18 protein-coding genes and 1 tRNA gene are annotated in these 22,121 nt (G+C 73.2%); 6 read left to right on the forward strand and 13 right to left on the reverse strand.

Features of this window, described 5'->3' with window-relative positions; all coding sequences use genetic code 11:
• Positions 1-29: 29 nt before the first annotated feature.
• From ACSNOA_RS27215 to argS, 6 genes are all read right to left on the reverse strand, one after another.
• On the reverse strand, positions 30-1,277 hold the full coding sequence (locus ACSNOA_RS27215) for an MFS transporter (protein ID WP_436662639.1): 1,248 nt from the start codon (positions 1,275-1,277) through the stop codon (positions 30-32).
• Positions 1,278-1,390: 113 nt separating this feature from the next.
• Entirely contained in the window at positions 1,391-4,672 is a 3,282-nt protein-coding gene (locus ACSNOA_RS27220) for an efflux RND transporter permease subunit (protein ID WP_436662640.1), read from the reverse strand.
• A gap of 133 nt (positions 4,673-4,805) precedes the next feature.
• Positions 4,806-5,855, reverse strand: coding sequence for a threonine synthase (gene thrC / locus ACSNOA_RS27225; RefSeq protein WP_436662641.1), 1,050 nt, complete (start codon positions 5,853-5,855; stop codon positions 4,806-4,808).
• Positions 5,856-6,048: 193 nt separating this feature from the next.
• A complete protein-coding gene (locus ACSNOA_RS27230; protein ID WP_436663394.1) occupies positions 6,049-7,359 on the reverse strand; it encodes a homoserine dehydrogenase in 1,311 nt (436 codons plus the stop codon).
• Positions 7,360-7,367: 8 nt separating this feature from the next.
• A complete protein-coding gene (gene lysA, locus ACSNOA_RS27235) occupies positions 7,368-8,753 on the reverse strand; it encodes a diaminopimelate decarboxylase (RefSeq protein WP_436662642.1) in 1,386 nt (461 codons plus the stop codon).
• Positions 8,754-8,815: 62 nt separating this feature from the next.
• Positions 8,816-10,483, reverse strand: a complete 1,668-nt coding sequence (argS, locus tag ACSNOA_RS27240) for an arginine--tRNA ligase (protein WP_436662643.1) — start codon at positions 10,481-10,483, stop codon at positions 8,816-8,818.
• A 99-nt stretch (positions 10,484-10,582) separates the two neighbouring features.
• Between argS and ACSNOA_RS27245 the strand changes: the two genes are divergently transcribed.
• The 4 genes from ACSNOA_RS27245 to ACSNOA_RS27260 all read left to right on the forward strand — a co-directional run bounded on the left by ACSNOA_RS27245 (position 10,583) and on the right by ACSNOA_RS27260 (position 13,218).
• A complete protein-coding gene (locus tag ACSNOA_RS27245) occupies positions 10,583-11,386 on the forward strand; it encodes a DUF3105 domain-containing protein (RefSeq protein WP_436662644.1) in 804 nt (267 codons plus the stop codon).
• Between the two features lie 8 nt (positions 11,387-11,394).
• Complete coding sequence (locus ACSNOA_RS27250) at positions 11,395-12,057, forward strand: DUF305 domain-containing protein (protein WP_436662645.1); 663 nt, start codon at positions 11,395-11,397, stop codon at positions 12,055-12,057.
• A gap of 236 nt (positions 12,058-12,293) precedes the next feature.
• Positions 12,294-12,986, forward strand: a complete 693-nt coding sequence (locus ACSNOA_RS27255; RefSeq protein ID WP_436663395.1) for a winged helix-turn-helix domain-containing protein — start codon at positions 12,294-12,296, stop codon at positions 12,984-12,986.
• Between the two features lie 157 nt (positions 12,987-13,143).
• A tRNA-Arg gene (locus tag ACSNOA_RS27260) sits at positions 13,144-13,218 on the forward strand.
• A 288-nt stretch (positions 13,219-13,506) separates the two neighbouring features.
• Here ACSNOA_RS27260 and ACSNOA_RS27265 read toward each other — a convergent pair.
• From ACSNOA_RS27265 to ACSNOA_RS27275, 3 genes are read right to left on the reverse strand one after another with little or no spacing between them, the layout of a single operon-like run.
• Positions 13,507-14,298: an ABC transporter permease gene (locus tag ACSNOA_RS27265; RefSeq protein WP_436662646.1), complete on the reverse strand. Its 792-nt coding sequence runs from the start codon at positions 14,296-14,298 to the stop codon at positions 13,507-13,509.
• Entirely contained in the window at positions 14,295-15,257 is a 963-nt protein-coding gene (locus ACSNOA_RS27270) for an ATP-binding cassette domain-containing protein (protein WP_436662647.1), read from the reverse strand. Before ACSNOA_RS27270 ends, ACSNOA_RS27265 begins: the two co-directional genes overlap by 4 nt.
• A gap of 14 nt (positions 15,258-15,271) precedes the next feature.
• The gene (locus ACSNOA_RS27275; protein ID WP_436662648.1) at positions 15,272-15,937 is read right to left on the reverse strand and encodes a DUF4097 family beta strand repeat-containing protein; all 666 of its coding nucleotides are present in this window, start codon (positions 15,935-15,937) and stop codon (positions 15,272-15,274) included.
• Positions 15,938-16,162: 225 nt separating this feature from the next.
• Here ACSNOA_RS27275 and ACSNOA_RS27280 point away from each other — a divergent pair, with 225 nt between their 5' ends.
• On the forward strand, positions 16,163-16,927 hold the full coding sequence (locus ACSNOA_RS27280; protein ID WP_436662649.1) for a helix-turn-helix domain-containing protein: 765 nt from the start codon (positions 16,163-16,165) through the stop codon (positions 16,925-16,927).
• Positions 16,928-16,957: 30 nt separating this feature from the next.
• Here the strand turns inward: ACSNOA_RS27280 and ACSNOA_RS27285 are convergent, their stop codons facing one another.
• On the reverse strand, positions 16,958-17,929 hold the full coding sequence (locus ACSNOA_RS27285) for a GlxA family transcriptional regulator (RefSeq protein WP_436662650.1): 972 nt from the start codon (positions 17,927-17,929) through the stop codon (positions 16,958-16,960).
• Positions 17,930-18,070: 141 nt separating this feature from the next.
• On the opposite strand from ACSNOA_RS27285, the gene ACSNOA_RS27290 reads away from it, so the two are divergent.
• A complete protein-coding gene (locus ACSNOA_RS27290; RefSeq protein ID WP_436662651.1) occupies positions 18,071-18,709 on the forward strand; it encodes an HD domain-containing protein in 639 nt (212 codons plus the stop codon).
• Positions 18,710-18,725: 16 nt separating this feature from the next.
• Here the strand turns inward: ACSNOA_RS27290 and ligD are convergent, their stop codons facing one another.
• From ligD to ACSNOA_RS27305, 3 genes are all read right to left on the reverse strand, one after another.
• Positions 18,726-19,685 (reverse strand): non-homologous end-joining DNA ligase, encoded by a 960-nt coding sequence (gene ligD / locus ACSNOA_RS27295; protein WP_436662652.1) that lies wholly within the window; start codon positions 19,683-19,685, stop codon positions 18,726-18,728.
• A 31-nt stretch (positions 19,686-19,716) separates the two neighbouring features.
• Positions 19,717-20,514, reverse strand: a complete 798-nt coding sequence (locus ACSNOA_RS27300) for an isocitrate lyase/PEP mutase family protein (RefSeq protein ID WP_436662653.1) — start codon at positions 20,512-20,514, stop codon at positions 19,717-19,719.
• A gap of 135 nt (positions 20,515-20,649) precedes the next feature.
• Entirely contained in the window at positions 20,650-22,086 is a 1,437-nt protein-coding gene (locus ACSNOA_RS27305) for an MFS transporter (protein WP_436662654.1), read from the reverse strand.
• Positions 22,087-22,121: the final 35 nt, after the last annotated feature.

The following is a 22,121-nucleotide window of genomic DNA, read 5'->3' on the forward strand; positions in this document are numbered from 1 at the left end:
TCCGGATCCCGGCCCGACCCGTGGGACCGCTACCGGGCGGCCGCGTCGGGCGCCGGCTCGGGCACCGGGTCGGAGAGGGAGAGCCTGCGGGTGGCGATCCGCCAGCCGAGCGCGTACACGAGGGTGACGAGACCGCAGCCGGCCAGCACCACCCGCTCGTCCACCACGTCCACGACGGCGGCCACGGCGAGCTGGCTGACCGAGATGGCGAGCGTCGCCAGCATCATGTCGGTCGCGAACACCCGCCCCCGCAGCCGGTCGGGCACCTCGCCCTGGAGGGCGAAGTTGGACATGACCCAGTTGCTGCCGCCCGCGAAGTGCGCCACGAAGACCAGCAGCAGCACGAGCGGGAACCAGCGCACCACCGACGTGCCCAGGTAGGCGAGCCCGTACAGCGACATCGACAGCGCGAGCCCGGGCAGCAGCCAGGAGCGGTTGGTGAGTACCCGGCGCATGAGGATCGGCCCCACGAGCGCGCCCGCGCCGCGCACCGCGAAGAGCAGCCCGGCACCGGCCGGCCCGGCCCCGTACACCCCGGCCAGCAGCGGGAAGACCGTCAGCACGCCGTTGCCGAGGCCCACCGCTGATTTCACGGTGACCAGCGCCAACACGCGGGGCCGGTGCCCGATGTAGCGCAGCGCCTCACCCACCGCGGCCCAGGCCCGCTGCGGCGGCAGGTCGGCGTCGCGGGGCGCCTGCAACGGGCGGCGGATCGTCGCGGCGAGACCCGCGGCGAGCGCCAGGCCGACCGCGGCGATCCAGAAGCAGGCGTACGGCCCGACCCGGTCGCTGAGCACACCGCCGAGCGAGGCGCCGACGACGGTCATGGTGCCCCAGGCCGACCCGGCCACGGCGTTGCCGGCGGCCAGTTCCTCGGGGTCGAGCACGTTGGGCAGGGCGGCCTGTGCGGCCGGCGAGTAGAAGCCCTTCGCGACGGCCACCACGCCGATCGCCAGCATGGCCAGCCAGGCGGTGGAGGCGCTGCGTACGGTGAGGAGGAGCAGGACCCCGGCGAGCGCCGCCACGTTCGCGATCATCATGATCCGGCGCCTGTCGAACCGGTCGGCGATGGTGCCCGTGAACGGCAGCAGCAGCGCCACGACGCCGGTGTCCACGGCCAGCACCAGTGCGCCCCACACGCCGCTGCCGGTGAGCTTGGGCAGCAGCACGAGCAGCGGCACCATGACGAACCAGTCGGCGCCGAAGACCACCAGCTCGGCCAGGAAGAGGTTGCGGAAGTTCCGGTTGCGGGTGAGGACCGACAGGGTGGACGCCACGGAGCAGGACCCTACTCCGCCCGCCGGGCCGCCCCGTGCCGTCCGCCCGGCGCGTGACGCGTACGCCCCCGGCGGGTCGGAACCCGTCGGGGGCGTACGTCCCGTCGCCGCGTCTACTCGGTGGGCGGCAGCGGCGAGGTGCGGCTCTTCGGCAGCCGGAGCACCTCGAACTGGTCCGTACCGTCGACCAGCGCGGCCGAGGGCGCGGGCCGCGCCGGTGCGGGCCGCTCTCCGGCGGCGTCGCCGCCGGCCGGCCGCGCCGCGGCCAGCGCCGGCTCGGGCTCGACCGCCGCGTCCGCCGGGTCGGTCGGCTCCCCCGGGCCGGCGGGCGCGTTCCCGGCACGCCGCCGGCGCCGCCGCTCCCGCATCGACTCCTTGGTGTTCTCCACCATCGCGTAGAGCGTCGGCACCAGGATCAGGGTCAGCAGCGTGGAGCTGAGCAGACCGCCGATCACCACGACCGCGAGCGGCTGCGAGATGAAGCCGCCCTCACCGGTGAGTCCGAACGCCATGGGCAGCAGCGCGAAGATCGTCGCGACCGCCGTCATGAGGATCGGACGCAGCCGGTGCCGGCCGCCCTCGACGACCGCCTCGGCGACGCCCAGGCCCTGGGCGCGGTACTGGTTGATCAGGTCGAGCAGCACGATCGCGTTGGTCACCACGATGCCGACCAGCATGAGCACGCCGATCAGCGCCGGCACCCCGAGCGGGGTCCCGGTGGCCAGCAGCAGGCCGATCGCGCCGGTCGCCGCGAACGGGATCGAGATCAGCAGGATGAGCGCCTGGGTGAGGCTGCGGAAGGTGGCCACCATGATCAGGAACACGATCGCGATGGCGACGAGCACCGCGAGCCCCAGGTCACCGAAGGCGTCCTTCTGCTCGGCGCTGACCCCGCCGATGGCGAACGTCGCCCCCGGCACGTCGATGGCATCGAGCCGCTCGCGCAGCGTCTTCGTGGTGGCGCCCAGGTTCGAGCCGGTGGACGTACCGCTCACCGTCACGCTGCGCTCGCCGTCGATCCGGGTCACCTGCTGCGGCCCCTCGGCCCGCTCGATCGTGGCGATGTCGCCGAGCTTCACGGGCCCGACCGGCAGCGCGCGCAGCTCCTCGATGCCGACGGGCGGCTTCGCGGCCAGGCGCAGCACCACGTCCTGCTGCCCACCGTCGAGGGTGACCTGGCCCAGCGGAGCGCCCCGGAAGGCCTGCGCCACGAGCTGGCCCACGGCGGCCTCGGTGAGCCCGGCCCGGCCGGCCTTCACCCGGTCGACGGTGACGTCGACCCGCGGCACCCGCTCGGCGAGGCTGGTCGTCACGTCCGCGACGTCCGGCGTACCGGCCACCGCCGCCTCCGCCGCTTCGGCGGCCCGCGCCAGCACCTCCGGGTCGGCGGCCTGGACGACCACCTCGATCTGGCTCGCCGAGGCGTCCTGCCCGCCACCGAAGGTGAACTCACCGGCGTCGGGGCCGAGGGCGTCGAACTCCTTGCGGAGCACCTCCCGCATCCGCTTGGCGTCGGTGTCCCCGCCGAGGGCCAGCGACCAGCTCGCGACGTTGTTACGGCCACCGCCGAGGAAGCCCATGTCGCTGCCGCCGGCCGACACCTGGTACGTCTCGACGCCGTCCGTGCGCTCGAGCACCGCCTCGACCTTGCGCGCCGCCTCGTCGGTCGCCGCCAGGGCAGCGCCGGCCGGCAGCTCCTGCCGGATGCTCAGCGTGTCCTGCCCGGAGTCGTCCAGGAAGTTCGTCTTCAGTTGGCTGGCCAGCCCGGACGTGGCGAAGAGCACCAGGACGCCCAGCCCCAGGGTGATCCACCGGGTGCGACGGGTGCGGGTGGCGAACCCGATCACCGGCAGGTACGTCCGCTGCAGCGGGCTGCGCAGCTCCTTCTCCTCCGCGGCCCGGCGCACGGCCTCGTCGTCCGGCGTCCCGCCGAACGGCTTGAGGAACCAGTACGCGAGCACCGGGATGACGGTGAGCGCGACGAGCAGCGAGGCCAGCAGCGCCACCGTCACGGTGATCGCGAACGGCGCGAAGAGCTGCCCCACGAAGCCGCCGACCAGCGCGATGGGCGCGAACACGGCGACCGTGGTGAGGGTGGACGCGGTCACCGCGCCGGCCACCTCGCGGACGCCGGCGACGATGGCCTCCCGCTTGCCCTCGCCGTACTCGAGGTGCCGTTTGATGTTCTCCAGCACCACGATCGAGTCGTCGACCACCCGGCCTACCGCGATGGTCAGCGCGCCGAGCGTGAGCAGGTTGAGCGAGTAGTCGCCGATCCACAGCGCGATGAGCGCCACCAGCACGGACAGCGGGATCGAGACCGCCGTGACGAGCGTGGAGCGGATCGACAGCAGGAACACCAGGATGACGATGACCGCCATGACGAGGCCCAGCAGGCCCTCGGTGGTGAGGCTCTCAATGGACTTCTCCACGAAGGGGGCCTGGTCGAAGACCACGGTCAGGCCGGTGCCGGAGGCGTCGCGCAGCGCGTCGAGGCGGTCGCGGATCTCGTGCGAGATCTCCACCGCGTTGCCGTCGGGGGCGGCGGTGACGGCGATGCCGAGGCTGTCCGCCCCGTTGGTCCGGGTGATGGCGGTGGCCGGGGCGAGCGTCTCCTCGACGGCCGCCACGTCGCCGAGGCGCACCGGTTTCGGCCCCGGGGCCACCACGATGCCGCGCAGGTCGTCGAGCGTGGTCACCGGGGTGCCGACCTGCACGGGCAGTGCCTGGGCGCCGTCGGTCACCGCGCCGGCGGGCACCGCCACGCCGTTCGTCTTGAGGGCCGCGCCGATGGCCGTGGGCTGGAGCTTCGCGGCGGCCAGCTTCGCCAGGTCCGGCGTGACCGTCACGACGTCGTCCCGGGTGCCGGTCAGCTCGACGCCGCGGACGCCCTCGATCGACTCCAGGTCCGGCAGCACGCTGGCCCGGAGCTTGTCGGCGAGGGCGCGCTCGTCGCCGCCGCCGGTCGCCGCGAGCACCACGGCCGGCAGGTCGTCGGTGCTGCCCGCGATCACCTGCGGGTCCACGCCCTCCGGCAACTGCGTGTCGATCCGGTTGAGCGCGGTCTCCATCTTGTTGACGACGTCGTCCAGGTCGGTGCCGAACTCGTACCGCACCTGGACGGTGGCCATGCCCTCGCGGGAGGTCGAGGTGACCTTCTCGAGCCCGGGAATGCCCTGGAGGCTGTTCTCGATCGGCTCGACGACCTGCGTTTCGACGATCTCCGGCGCCGCCCCCGGGTACGGGGCCATGACGAACGCGGCGGGGAACTCCAGCGACGGCAGCAGTTGCTGCTTCAGCGACGGCACGGCGAACACTCCGAACACCGTGGTCACCACCGCGATGAGGGCGATCAGCCCTCGGTTGGCGAGACTGAATCTGGCGAGCAGCGACATCGGCCTGGCTCACTCCTAGGGGATTCTGCGGGGCACGCAAAGTGTGCCCGACCCGCTCTCCCCGCCCCGCGCCGGGTACGCGCGGCGGTCCCCCCGACGGGACTTTCGTTCCGCCCGGTTCGCGCCGATCAGGTCAGGCCAGGTCCAGGGAGCGGGCGGCGGCCAGGGGGTCGTTCGCGATGGTGATCGGCGCCGGGGCCGTGGAGATGGCCCACTCCGGGTCCTTGAGCCCGTGCCCCGTGACCGTGCAGACGACGGTCGAGCCGGCCGGGATGCGCCCCGCGGCCGCCCGCTGGAGCAGCCCCGCCACGCTGGCTGCGCTGCCCAGCTCCACGAAGACGCCGACCTCCCTGGCCAGCAGCCGGTACGCGGAGAGGATCTCCCGGTCGGTCACCGCCGCGATGAGGCCGCCGGACTGGTCACGGGCGTCGATCGCCCGCGTCCAGCTGGCCGGGTTGCCGATGCGGATGGCGGTGGCGATGGTCGACGGCTCGCGCACCACCTCGCCGTTGACCAGCGGCGCCGCACCGGAGGCCTGGAAGCCGTACATCTTCGGGGCGCGGGTGGCGCGACCGTCGGCCAGCTCCTCCGCGTAGCCCATCCAGTACGCCGAGATGTTGCCGGCGTTGCCGACCGGCAGGCAGTGGATGTCCGGGGCGTCGCCGAGCGACTCGACGATCTCGAACGCCGCGGTCTTCTGGCCGTGCAGCCGGTCGATGTTCACCGAGTTGACAAGCGCCACCGGGTAGTCCTGCGCGAGCTTCGCGGCGAGCGACAGGCAGTCGTCGAAGTTGCCCTGCACCTGGAGCAGCCGCGCGCCGTGCACCAGCGCCTGGGCGAGCTTGCCCAGCGCGATCTTGCCCTGGGGCACGAGCACGGCGCAGGTCAGGCCGGCGCGGGCCGCGTACGCCGCGGCGGAGGCGCTCGTGTTGCCCGTGGAGGCGCAGATGATGGCCTTGTTACCGGCCTCGACCGCCCGGGAGACCGCGACCGTCATGCCGCGGTCCTTGAACGAGCCGGTCGGGTTGGCGCCCTCGACCTTGAGGTGCACGTCGCAGCCGAGCCGCGCCGAGAGCACCGGCGCGGGCAGCAGCGGGGTGTTCCCCTCGTGCAGGGTCACGACGGGCGTGGCGTCGGTGACCGGCAGCCGGTCCCGGTACGCCTCGATCAGGCCCCGCCACATGTCGCTCTCCTCGCGTCCAAGGCCCCGCCGAGCGGGGGCGCCTCCAGGCTGGACCAGCCTGCCCGACCGGCCCGGGCCACGCCCCTGGATACCCACCTGGCGGGACGACCACCCGGGTCGTGGGCGCCGCCGCGCGAAGTCGGCCCCTCCCCCACGGGCCGGGGTCGGCGACCGCCCCGCCGGGGTCAACGAGTCAGACGCCGCCCTCGACCCGGAGCACGCTGGTGACCGACCGGACGATGTCCAGCCCGCGCAGCTCGGCCACGGTGGCGGCGAGCGCGGCGTCCGGTGCCACGTGGGTGACGATCACGAGTTCGGCGTCCGCGCCGCCGCCCGGGGCGCCGGAGCCGCCCGCCTGCCGCACGGTCGCGATCGACACGTCGTGGCGGGCGAAGACGCCGGCCACCGCGGCCAGCACGCCGGGCCGGTCGGCCACGTCGAGGCTCACGTGGTAGCGGGTGAGCGCCTCGCCCATCGGCCGCACCGGCAGGTCGGCGTACGCGCTCTCGCTGGCGGCGCGCACCCCGGCGAGCCGGTTGCGGGCGACCGCCACGACGTCGCCGAGCACGGCGCTGGCCGTCGGCGCCCCGCCCGCGCCCCGACCGTAGAACATGAGCTGGCCGGCGGCCTCCGCCTCGACGAAGACCGCGTTGAAGGCGTCGCCGACGCTGGCCAGCGGGTGACCGAGCGGGATCATGGCCGGGTGCACCCGCACGTTGACGGTCTCCCGGCCGGCCGCGTCGGCGCCCCGGGCCGCGATGCAGAGCAGCTTGATGGTGCAGCCCATCGCCCGGGCGCTCGCCACATCGGCGGCGGTGACCTCAGTGATGCCCTCCCGGTGCACGTCGGCGGCGCTCACCCGGGTGTGGAACGCCAGCGAGGCGAGGATCGCCGCCTTGGCCGCCGCGTCGAAACCCTCCACGTCGGCCGTCGGGTCGGCCTCGGCGTACCCCAGCTCGGTCGCCTCCTCCAGCGCCTCGGCGAAGCCGGCGCCGGTGGCGTCCATGGCGGAGAGGATGAAGTTGGTGGTGCCGTTCACGATGCCGGTGACCCGGCTGATCCGGTCGCCGTGGAGCGACTCGCGCAACGGGCGCAGCAGCGGGATGGCCCCGGCCACCGCGGCCTCGTAGTAGAGGTCCGCGCCCCCCTCGGCGGCCGCGTCGTGCAGCGTCCCGCCGTCCTCGGCGAGCAGCGCCTTGTTGGCCGTCACCACGCTTTTGCCCGCGCGCAGCGCCTCGACCAGCCACCCGCGCGCCGGTTCGATGCCGCCGACCACCTCGACCACGACGTCCACGTCGTCCCGCTTGATCAGGCCCAGCGCGTCGGTGGTGAGGAGCGCCGGGTCGACCGGCAGGTCGCCGCGGTCGCGACCGGGCCGGCGTACGGCGATGCCGGCGATCTCCAGCGGGGCTCCGATCCGGGCGGCGAGGTCGGCCGACTGCTCGTGCAGCAGCCGCACCACCTCCCCGCCCACGGTGCCGCAGCCGAGCAGCGCCAGGCGCACAGGTGACGTCATCCAACATCCAATGCGAGCAGGTCCTCTTCGGTCTCCCGCCGGACGATCAGACGCGCCTGGCCGTCGCGCACCGCGACCACCGGAGGGCGCGGCACGTGGTTGTAGTTGCTGGCCATGCTCCGGCAGTAGGCGCCGGTGCCGGGCACCGCCACAAGATCTCCGGGCTGCACGTCGGCGGGCAGGAATTCATCCTTCACCACGATGTCCCCGGACTCACAGTGCTTTCCCACCACGCGGGCGAGCATCGGCTCGGCGGCGGACGCCCGTGAGGCCACCGTCGCGGAGTAGGACGCGTCGTAGAGCGCGGTCCGGATGTTGTCGCTCATGCCGCCGTCGACGCTCACGTACGTGCGGATGCCGTCGACGTCCTTGACGGTGCCCACCTCGTAGAGCGTGAACACGGCCGGGCCGACGATCGCCCGGCCGGGCTCGATGGACAGGCGCGGCACGGCCAGCCGCTCGGCCTCGCACTCGGAGTCGACGATCTTGCGCAGCCGCTTGGCCAGGTCCTGCGGCGCGGCCGGGTCGTCCTGCGTGGTGTACGCGATGCCGAAGCCGCCGCCCAGGTCCAGCTCGGGCAGCTCCACCCCGCGCGCGTCGCGGATCTGCGCCTGGAGGGCGAGCACCCGCCGGGCGGAGAGCTCGAAGCCGCTCGCGTCGAAGATCTGCGAGCCGATGTGCGAGTGCAGGCCGCGCAGCTCCAGCACGTCCTCGTCGAGGATCTTGAAGGCGGCCTCCGCGGCCGCGCCGCCGGCCAGCGAGAAGCCGAACTTCTGGTCCTCGTGCGCGGTCGCGATGAACTCGTGGGTGTGCGCCTCGACGCCCACGGTGACCCGGACGAGCACGTTCGGGCGGACGCCCCGCTCCCGCGCGAGCGCGGTGAGCCGGTCGATCTCGACGAACGAGTCGACGATGATCCGGCCGACCCCGGCGTCCACCGCGCGGGCCAGCTCGGCGACCGACTTGTTGTTGCCGTGGAAGCCCATCCGCTCCGGCGGCATCCCGGCCGCCAGCGCGGTGGCCAGCTCGCCGCCGCTGCACACGTCGAGGTGCATGCCCTCCTCGGCGATCATGCGGACGACGGCCCGGCACAGGAACGCCTTGCCGGCGTAGTACACGTCGATGCCGGAGAAGGCGGCCCGGAAGTCGCGGCAGCGCGAGCGCAGGTCGTCCTCGTCGAGCACGTACACCGGGGTGCCGAACTCAGCGGCGAGGTCGCGCACGCTGAGCCCCGCGACGGCGAGCGCGCCGTCCGCGGCCCGCGTCACGTTACGCGGCCAGAGCTCCGGCACCAGCGCGTTGACGTCGGCCGGCGTACGCAGCCAGGCCGGTCCGCGAATGCCGATCTCCCCGTGCAGGGCACCGGCCTCATGAGCGCGCATCTATCGTCCTTCGCTTCGTGACTGCGGGGCTCGCAAGCTCACTGCTCGCGCTCGCACGACGGTCACATCCTCTCGGGGGCGGACACGCCCAGCAGGTGCAGGCCGTTGGCGATCACCGTGCGGGTGGCGTCGTTGAGCCACAGCCGCGCCCGGTGCAGGTCGGTGACCTCCTCGTCGCCCTGCGGCGCGATCCGGCAGTTGTCGTAGAACCGGTGGTACGCCTGCGCCACGCTCTCCTCGAGGTAGCGGGCGACCCGGTGCGGCTCGCGCAGCTCCGCCGCCGTGGCCACCACGGCCGGGAACTCGGCGAGCGCCTTGAGCAGCTCGTTCTCCTTCTCGTGGCCCAGCAGCTCGGGGCGGAACGCGTCGGCGTCGCCCCGGGTCAGCCCGATCTCGGCCGCGTTGCGGGCCACACCGGCCGTGCGCGCCGCCACGTACTGGACGTAGTAGACCGGGTTGTCGTTCTTGGCCCGGGTCCACAGCTCCACGTCGATGTCGATGGGCGAGTCGGTCGAGTAGCGGGCCAGCGCGTACCGGGCGGCGTCCACGCCGATCGCGTCGACCAGGTCCTCCAGCGTGATCACCGTGCCGGCCCGCTTGCTCATCCGCACCGGGGCGCCGTCGCGGACCAGGTTCACGAGCTGGCCGATGAGGATCTCCAGGTTGCGGTCCGGGTCGTCGCCGAAGCACGCCGCCATGGCCCGCATCCGGCCGATGTAGCCGTGGTGGTCGGCGCCCAGCATGATCACGACCCGCTCGAAGCCGCGCTCCCGCTTGTCGAGGTAGTAGGCGCAGTCCGCCGCGAAGTAGGTCCACTCGCCGTTGGACTTGCGCAGCACCCGGTCCTTGTCGTCGCCGAACTCGGTGGTGCGCAGCCAGGTGGCGCCCTCGGCCTCGAAGACGTGGCCCTGCTCCCGCAGCCGCGTCAGGGCGAGATCCAGCTCACCACGGTCGTGCAGGTCCTTCTCGTTGAAGTAGGTGTCGAACTCGACCCCGAAGTCGCGCAGCGACGACCGGATCTCGTCGAACATCAGGGCGACGCCCTCGACCCGGAAGACCTCCTGCGCCGCGGCGTCGTCGAGCGCGAGCACGTCGGGCCGGCGGGCCTGCACCTCCGCGGCGATCTCGGCGATGTACGCCCCGCCGTAGCCGTCCTCCGGCGCGGCCTCGCCCCGGGCGGCGGCGAGCAGCGACCGGGCGAACCGGTCGATCTGGGAGCCGGCGTCGTTGAAGTAGTACTCCGTGCCGACGTGGGCGCCCGTGGCCCGCAGCAGCCGGCTCAGCGCGTCGCCGACGGCGGCCCACCGGACGCCGCCGATGTGCACGGGCCCCGTCGGGTTGGCCGAGACGAACTCGAGGTTGATCCGCTCCCCGGCGAGCCGCTCGCTGTGGCCGTACTCCGCGCCGGCCTCCACGATCACGCGCGCGAGCTGGCCGGCGGCGGCCGCGTCCAGCCGGATGTTGAGGAAGCCGGGACCGGCGATCTCCACGGACTTGACCCCCGGCGCCTTGCCGAGCTGCTCGGCGAGCGCGCCCGCCAGCTCCCGGGGCGGCAGGCCGACCTTCTTGCTCAGCTGAAGCGCGAGCGTCGAGGCGTAGTCGCCGTGCTCGGGGTTGCGGGGTCGCTCGACCGTGGTCTCCCCGGGCAGCACGGCGGGGTCCAGACCCCGTTGGGTGAAGACGGCGTGGGCTGCGGCGAGGACGGCCTCGGCGAGTTCTGCGGGAGTCACCGATCCATGTTATCGGGGGTAGACTCGGCACCCGCGGCGGCGACCCGTTGTGTGCACCAGGCCGCCGGCTTCCCTGACCGACCGACCTGACGAGGCACGATGAGCATCAGCACCCCGGGCGGCGAGCAGCGCCGTCCGACCGTGGTCAGCACGGGCAAGAAGCCGGCCGCGGGCCGGCCGGCGTCCGGCGCCAAGGCCGGATCCGGCAAGCCGGCGGGCGCCCCTCGGGCCGGCGGTGGCGGCAAGGGCCCCCGCAAGCCGGTCGCCCCGGTCAAGGTCAGCCAGGGCCGCTCGATGGGCCCGATCGCCCTCTTCGTCGCCGTGGGCGTGCTCGCCGTGGCGATCATCGGCTACGGCGCCTGGGCCGCGTTCCAGGGCTCGAAGCCGTGGGAGGAGCGGGCCGACGCCATCAACGGCATCGTGGACTACCGCAAGAAGGACCCGGAGCTGGTCAAGGGCAGCAACCACCAGCCCGGCAAGGTCACCTACAACATCCTCCCGCCGGTGGCCGGCCCCCACAACCAGGCCTGGCAGAACTGCATGGGCGACGTCTACGACGCCCCGATCGCCAACGAGCACGCGGTGCACAGCCTGGAGCACGGCGCCATCTGGATCACCTACCGTCCGGATCTCCCCGCCGACCAGGTCGCCAAGCTCGCCGAGAAGGTGCGCGGCAACGAGAAGATGCTCATGAGCCCGTTCGAGGGGCTCGACAAGCCGATCTCGCTGCAGGCCTGGGGCTACCAGCTCAAGGTCGACAACCCCGACGACAGCCGGATCGACGAGTTCATCAAGACGCTGCGGGTGAACGCCTCGGTCGAGGGGCCGACCGCCCTCTGCAACCAGGGCATCACGGCCACCGGCACCACGCCGCGTGACGGCCAGCAGATGCCGACCCAGTAAGGACTTCGATGACGGCTCCCGCGACGCTGGACACCACGCCCGAGACCCCGGCCGCCGACGGCGGCCGGGGATCCCGCCGACGCATCGGCCTGGTGGCGGGAGTCGTCGCCGTCGTGGTCGCGCTGCTGCTCGGGTACGCGGGCGGCCTGCTGACGCCCACGCTCACCCGCCCGGGCGACGACTCCGTCGAGGCCGGGTTCGCCCGGGACATGACGGCCCACCACGCCCAGGCGGTCGAGATGGGTCTCATGGCGTTCCAGCGCGCCACCGACCCCGAGGTGCGCAGCATGGGCGGCGACATCGCCACGGGCCAGCAGGGTGAGATCGGCACGATGCAGACCTGGCTCCGGTCGTGGGGTCTCGACCCGACCGGCTCCCGGCCGCGGATGGCCTGGATGCCGGACGGCGCGGGCCTGGTGAAGGACGGCCTCATGCCGGGCATGGCCACGCCCCAGGAGATGGAGCGGTTACGCGCCGCCCAGGGGCGGGAGTTCGACCTCCTCTTCGTGAACATGATGATCAAGCATCATCTCGGCGGCATCCACATGATCGACGGTGTGCTCGGGGCCAGTGACGAGCCGGACGTGGTCCGCACGGCCCAGGTCATGAAGAACACCCAGCAGACCGACCTCACCAACCTCACGAACGCGAAGAAGCGCCTGGGCGGCTGACTGCCCGGCCCGCCAGGGTCCCGGTCCAGAGCCCGTCCGTCCTCGCTTCGATCAAGAGGTTTGCGTCATCGCCGGTCCTTCGGCTGACGCAAACCTCTTGATCACTTTCCGGCGTCGCGCAAAGCCGACCGCCGTTCAGGGAGGGCGAGTATGGGCGTCATGTCCGATTGTGTTACTTCGGTAGTTTTCTCCCCACATATCGTGACCAGATGCGATTCGGGCTCGTTGCGCAGGACGTGGGGGTTGCACTCAGAGACGCACGGCGCTCCGTCACCAGCTGGTGCCGGCGCCACACCATCGGCGGTGACGGGGCGGTGGCAGCCGTCCGTCGCGGACAGCGGCAGGGCGAGCCGGGGATGCTCAGCCGCGAACAGGAACTCGAGCTGATCGACACCCTGCGGGGCGTCCACCCGGACCACTTCGGCCTGGACGAGGAGCTGTGGACGCGGCAGAGCCTCACCACCGTCATCCAGAGCCGGTTCGGTGTGCCGCTGGACGCCGGCGCGGTCGGGGCGTACCTGCGGGCCTGGGGGTTGGGTCCGCGCGAGCCCCGCGAGCGCGCCTGCGGGCTCTGCGTCGGCGCGGTCGAGCGCTGGGTACGCAGCGAGTACCCGGCGATCACCCGTGCCGCCCAGGAGCACCTCGCCGAGGTGTACTGGATCGGCCGGGTCCGGTTGCGGGGCACCATGCCGGCGGCCGACGTCGTCTCGGCTGTCTCCTCGCGGGGCCGCGTCCGGTTCATGATCACCACGCCGAACGTCGACCCGCCGCTGCCCCGCGAGTTCGTCCTGAGGCTCAGCGGGGAGGAGCAGCGCACCGTGCACCTCATCGTCGACGGTTCCTGGACCCGCAGCGAGTGGCCGCGCCGGCTGCCCCGGCGGATCGTGCTGCACCCGCTGCCGAGCTGCGGCCGCGCCGTAGCCGCCTGAGCTGCCGCACGGTCCAACCGCCCGTTGGTCATGAGGTTGACGGCGTTCGTGAGCTCCGAATACGCCGTCAACCTCATGATCGATACGACGGGCGCGGCGCGGCGGATACCGATTCGTCGTTCGCGGACGACGTTTGCTAGTCTTCTCCAGTCGCTGAGCCCCCGTAGCTCAGGGGATAGAGCACCGCCCTCCGGAGGCGGGAGCGCAGGTTCGAATCCTGCCGGGGGCACCAGAGCTGACCAGCACGAAAAAGGCGCTTGACCACGGAACCTGGGTCGGGCGCCTTTGTCGTCTCCCCAACCACCACCAGCAGGCCGCCACCCACGGCGGCCGGCGACCGCGGAGGCCGGCGACCGCGGTGATCAAGAGCTTTGCGTCAGGTTTCCGCTCCGGTATGACGCAAACCTCTTGATCACCGGCTCAGCGATGTCGGTCGTGGGGGTGTTCCGGAACCAGCGGTCCGACGCGAAGCGGCCACGTCGGGCTCGGTGAGCCCGACGTGGCCGGCGAACAGGCGAGGTTACTTCGGGTCGCGGTTGAACTTCGCGGTCGACCAGACGTAGCCGAGGACCGCGAGACCCAGGCACCAGACGACCGCGAGCCACCCGTTGTGGCCGATCTCGCTGCCGAGCAGCAGGCCCCGGAGGGTTTCGATGGCGGGGGTGAACGGCTGGTACTCGGCGATCGGCTGGAACCAGCCGGGCATGGCGTCGACCGGGACGAACGCGCTGGAGAGGAGCGGCAGCAGGATCAACGGCATCGCGTTGTTGCTGGCGGCCTCGGCGTTCGGACTGATGAGACCCATGCCGACCGCGATCCAGGTGAGCGCCGTGGCGAAGAGCACCAGCAGCCCGAACGCCGCAAGCCACTCCAGGAGGCCGGCATCCGTGGAACGGAAGCCGATGGCCACGGCCACGGCGCCCACGAGGACCACGCTCATGACTGACTGAAGCACGCTGCCGACGACATGGCCGACGAGCACCGAACCGCGGTGGATCGCCATCGTGCGGAAGCGGGCGATGATGCCCTCGGTCATGTCGTTGGAGACGGACACCGCGGTCCCGATCACGGTGCTGCCGATGGTCATGAGCAGGAGACCCGGGACGAGGTACGCGACGTAGTCGGAACGGTCCCCGCCGCCGCCCCCGATGCCCGCGCCCATCACGTCGCCGAAGAGGTAGACGAACAACAGCAGCAGCATGACCGGGGTGAGCAGCAGGTTCAGGGTGAGGGACGGGTAGCGCCGCGCGTGCAGCAGGTTGCGGCGCAGCATCGTGAACGAGTCGCGTACGGCGAGGGAGAGGGAACTCATCGGACGGCCTCCGTGGGCTGGTGGGGAACGCGAGCGCCGCCGGTCAGGGCGAAGAACACGTCGTCGAGGTCGGGGGTGTGCACGGTCAGTTCGTCGGCCTCGACAGCGGCCGAGTCCAGCCGGTCGAGGATGGCGCGAAGCTCGCGGTGGCTGCCGTCGCTGGGGACCTGCAGCGTGAGGGAGTCGTCGTCGCGGGTGGCGTCGCGAAGCGCGAGGGCCGCCGCCTGGTACGCGGCCGGGTCGGTGAAGCGGAGCCGGACGTGCCCGCCCGGGATGAGCCGCTTCAACTCGTCGGCGGTGCCCTCGGCGGCGATCTTCCCGTCGTGGAGCACGGCGATGCGGTCGGCGAGCTCGTCGGCCTCCTCCAGGTACTGGGTGGTGAGGAGGACGGTGGCTCCGTCGGCGACGAGTTCCCGGATGATCTGCCACATGTCGTGGCGGCTGCGGGGGTCGAGGCCGGTGGTGGGCTCGTCGAGGAAGATGACCCGCGGTTTGCCGACCAGGGTCATGGCGAGGTCGAGGCGGCGCTTCATACCGCCGGAGTAGGTGGAGGCGGGCTTCGTCGCGGCGTCGGTGAGGTCGAAGCGCTTCAGGAGCTCGGCGACGGCTTGGCGGCCCTCCCGCTTGGGCAGGTGGTGCAGGTCGGCCATGAGGAGCATGTTCTCCTCGCCGGTGATCAGGTTGTCGAGGGCGGAGAACTGGCCGGTGACGCCGGTCGCGGCGCGGACCGCCTGAGGGTCGGTGGCGAGGTCGTGGCCGCCGACGCGAAGGTCGCCGGAGGCGGGGTCGGGAGATAAGAGGGTAGAGAGGATCTTGACGGCGGTGGTCTTGCCGGCGCCGTTCGGGCCGAGCAGGGAGAAGATCGTTCCTGCCGGGACCATCAGGTCGACGCCGTCGAGCACGACCTTGTCGCCGTAGGACTTACGCAGCCCGTTCGCCGCGATGGCCAGGTTGGTCATGATCGGTGCTCCTTCTACAGGCTGCGGGCGGTGATGTCGCCGTGGGAGGTGGTGGCGTGGATGTCGAGGTCGGTGGTGCCGTCGTTCCGGAGGGCGTTGCTGACGCGGCCGTGGTCGGTGCCGGCGTCGAGGGCGGCCGAGACGCCGGCCGCGGCGACGACGGAGATGTCGCCGGACCGGGTACGGAGCTCGACCCGGCCGCGTACGGCCTCGGCGATCCGGATGTCGCCCCGTGTGGTGCTGATCTCGGCGGGGCCGCCCAGCCGGCCGACCTCGACGTCGCCGTCGATCGCGGTGAGGCGCACGCTCGCGGCCTCGTCGATCTTGATCTGGCGGTACGCGCCGTCGAAGACGACGTCGCCGAGGCGCCCCACGCCGCGGAACTCGGAACTGGCGGTGGTGGCCTCGACGCCGGACCCGGCGGGCAGTTGGACGGTGACCTCCACGGACCCGGACGGGCCGAAGAGCTGGTTCCGGGGCTCGGGGGTGCGGATGCGCAGGATCCCGTCGCCGTAGGCGACCTCGACCTGCGCCGCCGCCTTCACGTCACGGCTCTTCGCGGCGTCGGTGGGCCGGACCTCGACCACGGTGTCGGCGCGGTCGGCGGCGATCACCTGCACCCGCCCGGCGGGGATGTCCAGGACGGCGGAGATCGGGGCGGGGGTGTCGAACGTGTGCATGGTGGCTCCTCCAGCGGGTGCTTTTTCCAACACCGGAAACGCTACGTTGCGTTCACAGATCAGGCAACTATGCCGTTGCACAAGATGCGCATAAGCGCAGGTAGAAGCCGAGGAATCGTTGCAACGAGCCTATTTCTAACGCAACGCTGACGCGTCTCATTCGTTGCAATGACTACGGGTGAACGCTATGCTGGGGGCATCCAGGAAGCGGAAGGGGAGATCGCGATGCCGGGCGGCAGGCTCACCCAACAGGAACGCCAGCAGATTGCGGTGGGGCTGGCCGACGGCCTCGCCTACGCGGAGATCGCCCGGGGTCTGGACCGGCCCACGTCGACGATCACGCGGGAGGTGATGCGCAACGGCGGCCCCACGGCCTACCGCGCCGATCTGGCCCACCGGGCCACCGAGCGCCGCGCCCACCGGCGCCGGCAGGCCGCCCCCCGCGGGCCGCAGGAGTCCCCGCAGGCCGACGGACGCGACGCCGAGGCCGTGCGCGAGTACGAGGAGGCGTTCACCACCCTCTTCATGCGACAGGGCCTGCCCAAGATGATGTCCCGGGTGCTGACGTGCCTCTACACCACCGACGCGGGCAGCCTCACGGCGTCCGAACTCGTCCAGCGCCTCCAGGTCAGCCCGGCGTCCATCTCCAAGGCGATCACGTTCCTCGAGAGCCAGGGCCTCGTCCGCCGGGAGCGCGACGAGCGCCGCCGGGAGCGCTACCTCGTCGACAACGACGTCTGGTACCAGGGGATGATCGCCGCCGCGCAGGCCAACGTCGAGCTCGCCGAGACCGCACGGCAGGGCGTCCGGATCCTCGGCCCCGACACCCCGGCCGCCGCCCGCCTCGAGAACATCGCCCGCTTCGTCGACTTCGTGACGGAGAGCCTCACGCGCGCCGCGGAGCAGGCTCGGGAGATTCTCTTCGCGAAACCCGAAGCGGCCACGAAACCCGAAGCGGCCCCGGGCGACACCGCCAGGCCCGGTCGATAGCGCGCCCTTCGGCCGACCGGCCCGCTCAGGTCAGCCCGCGAGGGCGGAGCGGAAGCGCCGCTGGTAGACCGAGGGCGGGATGCCGTACAACGCGACGAAGGCCCGCCGCAGCGTCTCGTCGCTGCCGAACCCGCTGTGCCGGGCGGCCTGCGTGACCGTGCCGCCCTGTTCGAGGAACGCCCGGGCGGCCTCCGTCCGGGCCATCTCGACGTAGCGGCCGGGCGTGACGCCGAACTCCTGCTGGAACAGCCGCCGCAGGTGGCGCGGTGTGACCGTGGCATCCCGCGCCATGGCCTCGATCGGATAGGCCCGTGCGGGGTCGGCGGCCACCCGGTCGACGACCCGGCGCAGCCGCTGGTCGCCGCTGGGCGGCAGGTCCTGCCGGACGGAGAACTGGGACTGCCCGCCCGGGCGCTGCATGAACACCACGAGTTCCCGGGCCACCTCGCGGGCCAGCCCGGCGCCGTGGTCGGCCTGCACGAGGGCGAGCGCCAGGTCGATGCCGGCGGTCACGCCGGCGCTGGTCGCGAAGCGCCCGCTGCGGACGTAGATGGCGTCCGGCCGCACCTCGATCTCCGGAAACTCGGCCCGCAGCCGCGCGGCGTGCCGCCAGTGGGTGGTGGCCGGCCGCCCGGCCAGCCAGCCCGTACGGGCCAGCACGAACGCGCCGGTGCAGACCGCGGCGAGGCGGGTGTCGGGCCGTACGAGCCGGCCGAGCCGGGCCCGGACGTCGGCCGGGTCGGGCAGCGCGGAGAGGTCGTCGGCGCCGGTGAGCACGAGCGTGTCGACGGGGTCGGCCTCGTCGAGGATCGCGTCGGCGGTCAGCCGCACGCCCGACGACGTGCGCGCCTGCGGCGACCGCCACCCCAGCAACCGCACCGAGTAGTCGGCGCCGCGCCGGCTCGCGGCGTCGAACACGTCGACCGGGCCGGAGACGTCGAGCAGTTGCACCCCGTCGAAGACCACCACGCCGACGCGGTGGGCTCGCGTTCCGGCCGTCACGTTGTCCTCCTTCACGCCAGCGGCGATGTCCGTATCTGTGGGGCAGGTGTCCTCAGGGACATGGCCCGGTCGAGTCTAGCCGCGCAGCATCGGGGAAGGGTCGCGTGACCAGCGCGAAGCCCCGTACCGAAGGAGCATTCGATGACCGAGACCATCGCCGGGATCAGCATCCCGGACACCCCCCTCGTCACCGCCGCGACCGACCTCGTCCGGCAGGCCACCGACGACCTGCTCTACCACCACTCGCGGCGGGTGTTCCTGTTCGGCGCGCTCCAGGGCGAGCGGCGGGGCCTCTCCCCCGACCCCGAGCTGCTCTACGTGGGCGCGATGTTCCACGACCTCGGCCTGACCGGGTCGTACCGCAGCGACGACCTGCGCTTCGAGGTCGACGGGGCGCGGGCCGCCGAACGGTTCCTGCTCGACCACGGGCGCTCCCCCGCCGAGGCGCGCAAGGTCTGGCTGGCCATCGCGTTGCACACCACGCCGGGCGTGCCGGAGCACCTGGACCCGGAGATCGCCCTGGTGACCGCCGGCGTGGAGACCGACGTGCTGGGCATCGGCTACCGCGACCTCGACCCGGCGCGGGTCGCCGAGGTGACGGCGGCCCACCCGCGTCCCGACTTCAAGCGTCGGATCCTGGCCGCGTTCACCGAGGGCTTCGCCCACCGGCCGCGGACCACGTTCGGCACCGTGAACGCGGACGTCCTCGCGCACTACGACCCGTCGTTCGTCCGGGACGACTTCGTGGAGATCATCCTGGGCAACGACTGGCCGGAGTGAGTCGTACGCGGGGGCGTCAGTCGGCCTGGCGCCGGGCCCGCGCCCGGCGCTTGCCCTCGTGCATCGCCTGCACCCGCGCCACGGGGATGGCGCGCCCCTCCTCGATCAGGTCGGCCGGCAGCGCCTGTGGCGCCGGCATCCGGTCCAGCCATGGATCGCGCCCGGCGACCAGGCCCGGGACGGTGCGGACGGTGAAGTCGGCCGGCGTGACGTCGCCCAGGTCGGCCCAGTCGACCGGGAAGGAGACCGGCAGCCCGGGCCGCAGGCGCGGGCTGTACGCGGCCACCACGGTGGCCCCGCCCGCCCGCGTCGAGTCGACGAAGACCCGCCCGCCCCGGTCCTCACGGAGGAACGCCGTGGTGGCGAGCGCCGGGTCGAGCCGCTCGGCGCGGGCCGCGAGCGCCCGGGTGGCGGCGGCCATCTCCTCCGCATCGGCGCCGGACGCGACGGGCACGAAGACGTGCACGCCCTTGGCGCCGCTGGTCTTCACGGCGCCGGCCAGGCCGGAGTCGGCGAGCGCCTGCCGCACCAGCAGGGCGGCGGCCACCGCCGCGGGGAACGAGTCGCCCTCCGGCGGGTCCAGGTCGAGCACCAGGTGGGTGGGGCGGTGCAGGTCGTCGACCCGGGCCAGCGTCGGGTGGAACTCGATGGCCCGCTGGTTGGCGAACCAGAGCAGCGTGCGGCGGTCGTCGCAGAGCGCGTACGAGACCTCCCGGTGTGACGCCTCGGCCCAGACGGGCACCCGGCGCACCCACTCGGGCGTGTACTTCGGCAGGTTCTTCTGCATGAACGGCGCCTGCCCGCGCAGTGCCCGGATCACCGACAGCGGCCGGTCCCGCAGCTGCGGGATGATCCGGTCCCGGACGGCGTCGAGGTAGTCGACGAGGTCGCGCTTGCTGGCCCCGGCGCCCTCGAACAGCGTCTGGTCCAGGTTGGTCAGTGCGACCCCGTCCCGGGTCTCGTCCGCCCCGCTCATCAGCCCACCTTCCCGGCCGGGCGGGCGGTGGTCAACCGGACGCGACCGGACGCGCCGAGCCGAACGGGTCCGCGCCGGCCCGGACGGCGGCCAGCAGCTCCTCCGTACGCGCGCCGACGGCCGCGTGGAGGTGGTGGCCGTAGCTGATCCGGGCCACCCCGAGGGCCGCCAGGTCGGCGACGCCGGGCCCGCCGGGACGGGCCAGCAGGTTGATCCACCCGTCCGCCGCGTCGACCAGGGCGCATACGGCGTCCGGGTCGGTGAGCCCGATCGGGTAGACGCAGTCCGCTCCGGCCGCGCGGTAGCGCCGGGCGCGGTCGACCGCCTCGGCGAGCCGGCCGGCCGGGTCACCGCCGCCGCCGAGGAAGATGTCGAGCCGGGCATTGATAACCACCTCGACTCCCGCGACGCGGGCCGCCGCGCGGACCGCGGCGAGCAGTGCGACCTGCTCGTCGACCTCGACCAGCCGGCCGGTGGCCGGGTCGGAGTCCTCCAGGTTCAACCCGACCGCCCCGGCCGCGAGCAGCCGTTCGACCAGCTCGGCCGGGCGCAGCCCGTACCCCCGCTCGAGATCGGCCGTGACCGGGACGTCGACCACCCGGGCGATGCGGGCGACGGCGGCGATCATCTCGCCCGGCGGGGTGGCCTCGCCGTCGGCGTGGCCGAGCGTCTCCGCGACGGCCGCGCTGCTGGTGGCGACGGCCGGGAAGCCGGCCGCGGCGACCGCCCGGGCGGAGGCCGCGTCCCAGACGTTGGGGAGGACGAGCGGGTCACCCGGCCGGTGCAGCGCCCGCAGCTCGGCGGCCCGGTCGGCGAGATCGATGGTCATGCGGCGATTCTCCGGCCCGCGCCGACCCGCTCCCATCGCCAATTCCGCGCCGCTGGACCCGGCCGAGCGGGCCGCGCCGCCCGCCCCGCCACCGCGCCGGCCGGAACGCCGGCCCGTCCCGGCCGACCCCACCGGCTACCGGGCGGCGGGCACCGGGACCGGCGCCGGGACGGGCCGCGTCCGCAGCGTCAGCGCGGCGACCAGCGCGGCGACGGCGATCAGCCCGGCGGCCACCGCGAACGCGCCGCGGTAGCCGGCGGCCAACGCGGCCACCTCGTCCCACCCGCGGGTGCGCAGGTCGGCGGCCCGGCCGGCGGCCAGCGTGGCGAGCGCCGCCAGACCGAAGGCGCCGCCGATCTGCTGCGTGGTGTTGGCCAGCCCGGAGGCGAGACCCGCGTCGGCCTCGCCCGCCCCGGCCATGGCCGCCGTGGTCACCGCGGGCAGTGTCAGGCCGCCGGCCAGCCCGAAGACCAGCAGCGCGGGGAGCACGTCGGCCGGGTAGCCGCCGTCGGCCGGCAGCCGCGCGAGCAGCAGGAACCCCACGAGCGCCAGGCCCAGCCCGGTGACGAGCACCGTGCGGACGCCGTACCGGGCGATGAGCCGACCGGCGACGCCGAGCGAGACGGCCCCGATCACGACCGGGGTGGGCAAAAAGGCCCAGCCGGTGGCGGCCGCGTCGAACCCGAGCACCACCTGGAGGTCGAGCGCGAGCAGGAACTGGAAGCCGAAGAACGCCGCCACCGCGAGGAACTGGACGGCGTTCGCGGCGACCAGGCCGGGCGTACGCAGGATCCGGGGCGGCAGCAACGGGGTGGCCGCGGCCCGCTGGCGCAGCGCGAACGCGCCCAGCAGGGCGGCCGCCAGGAGCCCCGCACCGAGCGTGCGGGCCGAGGTCCAGCCGTGCTCGCCGGTGCCCACGATCGCGAGCACCGCCGCCATGAGGCCGGCCGTGGCGAGCGCCGCTCCGGGCGCGTCCAGACCGGCCCGCGGGCCGACACCCCGGTCGGCGGCGATCCGGCGTACGGTCGCCAGCACGATCACCAGACCGACCGGCAGGTTGACGAGGAAGATGGACCGCCATCCCGCGAGGTCGGTGAGCACGCCTCCGGCCACCGTGCCGAGAGAGGCGCCGGCGGCTCCCGTGAAGCTGAAGACCGCGATGGCGCGGGCCCGCTCGGCCGGCTCCGGGTAGAGCCGCACGATCATGCCCAGGCTGACCGCCATGGTGAGGGCGCCCCCGACGCCCTGGAGGAAGCGCGCGCCGATCAGCGTGGCCGGCCCGGTGGCGGTGGCGCACAGCAGCGAGGCCAGCGTGAAGAGGGTGACCCCGGCGAGGAAGACCGGCCGCCGGCCGAGCAGGTCGCCGAGGCGGCCGGCGAGCAGCAGCAGCCCGCCGAAGGCGACGAGGTACGCGTTGACCACCCAGGCCAGGCCGGTCGCCGAAAACCCGAGATCGCGCTGGATGGTGGGCAGCGCCACCGCCACGATGCTGCCGTCGAGGATGATCATGAGGCTTCCCGCGCACAGCACGAGCAGGGCGGGCCAGCGGGACGGGTCGGTGCGGGCGTTCATGGGATGCCTCCATGGTGCACGGTTTGTTACCGAGG

Origin of the sequence: Micromonospora sp. URMC 103, from assembly GCF_051386435.1 — a bacterium.
Lineage (GTDB): Bacteria > Actinomycetota > Actinomycetes > Mycobacteriales > Micromonosporaceae > Micromonospora.